Annotated in this window: 3 protein-coding genes; all 3 read right to left on the reverse strand. The window is 66.1% G+C overall.

The annotated features are described in order from the left end of the window. Positions 1–7 precede the first annotated feature (7 nt). The 3 genes from QMX83_RS20820 to QMX83_RS20830 are packed head-to-tail and all read right to left on the reverse strand — an operon-like array spanning position 8 to position 3160. On the reverse strand, positions 8–1357 hold the full coding sequence (locus QMX83_RS20820; RefSeq protein ID WP_282298526.1) for a HAMP domain-containing sensor histidine kinase: 1350 nt from the start codon (positions 1355–1357) through the stop codon (positions 8–10). After that, positions 1354–2028, reverse strand: a complete 675-nt coding sequence (locus QMX83_RS20825) for a response regulator transcription factor (protein ID WP_282298528.1) — start codon at positions 2026–2028, stop codon at positions 1354–1356. The genes QMX83_RS20820 and QMX83_RS20825 overlap by 4 nt, the downstream gene beginning before the upstream one ends. Positions 2029–2047: 19 nt before the next feature. Beyond that, the gene (locus QMX83_RS20830) at positions 2048–3160 is read right to left on the reverse strand and encodes a type 1 glutamine amidotransferase domain-containing protein (RefSeq protein ID WP_282298527.1); all 1113 of its coding nucleotides are present in this window, start codon (positions 3158–3160) and stop codon (positions 2048–2050) included. Positions 3161–3313 lie beyond the last annotated feature (153 nt).

Consider the following 3313-nt stretch of genomic DNA (forward strand, 5'->3'; position numbering starts at 1 on the left):
TATTTTGTTAAAACCCCCGGGGGCAACCCCCCGGGGCCCGCCCGGGGGGCGCCCCCGGGAGACCGGTAGCGCCGGCCGTTGGCCGGCCCTCGACAGTGTTGATCCGCACCAAGACCTCCACGCGCCCGTCCAGGCTGGCGGATTGAAACTCAAACCCATGGCGCTCGCACACCCGCCGCACAATGGCCAGACCCAGGCCGTGTCCGGCACTATCAACGCCGCGAACAAACGGCTCCATCGTTTCCGCATCGAGGCCGGTGCCGCTGTTGCAGATGCGCAGACCATCATCGATGGCAGTGATTGAAATCGTTCCGGCCGTCGCATGCGCGAACGCGTTACCAACCAGATTGGCCACAACGATCTGCAGGGCAGTGGGCGGCGCATACGCTTTCGCCGAGGTGGGCACCTGCAGGTCAACGTCAATGGCGCGACCCTCCAGGAGCATCGCGTGGTCAATGATGGCACGCTCCAGCAGGGGCAGCAGCGCCACCTCGGTGGGCGCTTCCCGCTCATGCTCTTCCCGCGCCAGCGTCAACAAGGTGCTGACCGTGCGTTCCAACTGCTGGACGGATTGATGGATGTAAGCGACTTGCTCGCGCAATTCCGTAGCAAGATCCTCGCGCAGTGACATGCGCTCGCAGGCGCTGCGGATCACCGCCAAGGGTGTGCGTAGCTCATGGCTGGCATCCCGGGTGAACTCCCGTTCCCGCGTTACAAAGTCCTCGATGCGGGCCATCAGGCGTTCCAGCGTGCGTGCCAACACGCCCACCTCGTCATCCGGCAGGCGCTCGGCAAATCCGTGCGGGAGTCGTGCGGGTGTGGCGCTGTCCACCAACGTCGCCAGTTCGGTCAGCGGCGCGGTCATCCGTCGCGACAGCCATGCGCCGATCAGCAGGGCCAGCAGCACCACGGCCAGTCCGGACCACCCCAGCCACTGCGCAATGCCGCTTCGCATCGGGCGGACCACCAGTTGCTGGCTGACTTCCGCGACCAGCCAGGCGCGCTCGGGGGCATCCAGTCGGAGCAGGTGGTAGTGGCGACCGTCTTCGCCAGCAAATTCGCGTCGCCACGGCTCGGCGGCCAGGCGCTGGCCCAGACCGTCGGGCAGGGTTGCGGGGTCCTGATGCACCTGGATGAAGGGCAGGGCCGGGGTGCGCCAATGTCCTGTCTTGGCATGGTGGGTGCCTTGCGCCTCAGCTTCCTGTTGCAGCAGCCCGCTGAACATCTGGTCTTCGACCAGATACACGAACACGACCGCATAGAAGCCGTACAGGGTGGCGACCAGTAACGCGAATCCGGCAAAGGACAACATCAACCGATGGCGCAGGCGGCGACGCGGTGCAATGTTGGCGCTCATCGATCGGCCTCCAGGCGGAAGCCGACCCCATGCACGGTTTTCAGCAACGGCACTGCGAACGGTTTATCCATGACCTGCCGCAACGTGTACAGGTGCGTGCGGAGTGGATCGGACTCGGGCGGTGCCTCGCCCCACAAGCGCTCGACCAGCTCGCTGCGGGTCAATGTGCGTGGCCAGGCCTCTGCGAGCACCAGCAACAGCTGAAGTGCGGTGTTGGGCAATGCCAGTGGAGTGCCCTCGCGTTCAACGGCCTGGCTGCGACGGTCGATCGTCAGGCTTCCGATGCGTAGCAGGTGCTGCGTGCCCAGCCGGTGCCGCTGTGACAGCGCGAGGCAACGGGCGACCAGCTCGGCTCCGGCGAAGGGTTTCACCAGATAGTCATCAGCGCCGCTGCGGAAGCCTGCCAGGGTGTCTTCCAGCGCATCCCGCGCGGTGAGCATGAGCACGGGAACATGGCGATCACTGCGGGCGCGCAACTGCTCGCACACCCGCAACCCGTCCAGGCCCGGCAGACCGATGTCCAGCACCAGCACATCGGGCGGGTTCGAAAGCGCCGCCTGAAGGCCGCTCAGGCCATCGGCGGCGAAGTCGGCCTGCATGCCTTGCGCGGCCAGCAACGGGGCGAGGTTGGTGCGCAGCACCAGGTTGTCCTCGATCACCAGCACACGCAGGGCAGGGCTCGCCGTCATCTCAGCCGTCAATCCGTTTCAGCAGATTCACAGCCTGTTCCATGCCGGGCGAGGCGTCCAGTACCGATTGGACCAGTGGGCGGGCTTGGTCGCGATTGCCGAGGCGCAGGTGGGCGTCGGCGATGGCCAGCTTCAGCTGTGGCTCGGTCATGTAGGGCAGGGCCAGCTCCATGGTCTGCAGCGCCGGTCGAAGCGCGGCGAGGTCGTCGCCGGCGGCTTTGGCCTGATAGAAGCCGAGCATGCCGATCAGTTCCACATGGTGACCGGCCGGATCCTGCTTGACGGCGGCAGCGGCCCCGTTGGCGTCACCGCGACGGAGCTGCGCAACCACGGCCATGGCCTTTTCGTCGCGACCCGGCGTACGCGCCACCGGAGTACGCCCGAGCGCGCGCACGATGGCCTCCGCCACGCCCGGTGTGGAGTAGGGATTCTGCCCGGTGACCAGACGGCCGTCGGTGACCACGTGCGGCATCATCAGCGGGGCTTCGCTCCATTGGCCGCCGCGTTCACGAAGCGCGTCCTCCAGCAACCACGGGAATTCCTTCGCCCATTTCTTGCCGAACAGGGCCTCTTCCTCATTGGTGAAGCCAGTGACGTTGCGCCCATCCACCAGCGCCGTGCCATCCATCAGCTTGACCGGCGCCAGTGCCGCTGGCCCGTGGCAGACCGCCGCGACCACCGCGCCACCCTGCCAGGCATCCGCGATGAGTGTCTGCAACGGGATGTGGCGAGGCAGGTCGAACATGGCTCCCTTGCCGCCAACCACGTAAACCGCCGCGTAGTCGGCGGCCCGCAGGTCGGCGATCTTCAGGGTATTGGCTAATCGGGCCATGGCATCGGCATCCGCCAGCAACTGGGCATTGAAGGGCTCCTCCGGGTTGTACTTGTCCGCCTCGACCGGCCCGCCCTGCGGACTGGCGACATCCACCGCCAAGCCATTCGCCTTGAAGATCAGCCAGGCCTGGGACACCTCGTCGAACTCGTAGCCTGGGCGGGTTTTGCCCGCATCCCGACCTTCGCCGCTGACGATCATCAGCACGGTATCAGGGGCAGGGGCGGACAAGGCCGTGAGCGGAACGGCGGTCAGAACCGCTGCCAGCAACATACGCAACATGGAAAGCTCCTCGGGTTGGGTTGCCCCGAGAATGCGCGTGAAACTTCAAGAAACCTTCAAGCCCCGGTAGCGCCGGCCGTTGGCCGGCCCACGCTATGCACGACATTCAACATTGGAGATACTCGCTGCTCTGGGCGAGCATGGGGGGCCTCC

It is taken from the genome of Stenotrophomonas sp. PS02289, assembly GCF_029960115.1.
Classification (GTDB): Bacteria; Pseudomonadota; Gammaproteobacteria; order Xanthomonadales; family Xanthomonadaceae; genus Stenotrophomonas.

Excerpts from the sequence above, each read along its gene's own strand:
- QMX83_RS20830 (WP_282298527.1), bottom strand. The coding sequence starts at position 3,160 with ATGTTGCGTATGTTGCTGGCAGCGGTTCTGACCGCCGTTCCGCTCACG.
- QMX83_RS20820 (WP_282298526.1), bottom strand. The coding sequence starts at position 1,357 with ATGAGCGCCAACATTGCACCGCGTCGCCGCCTGCGCCATCGGTTGATG.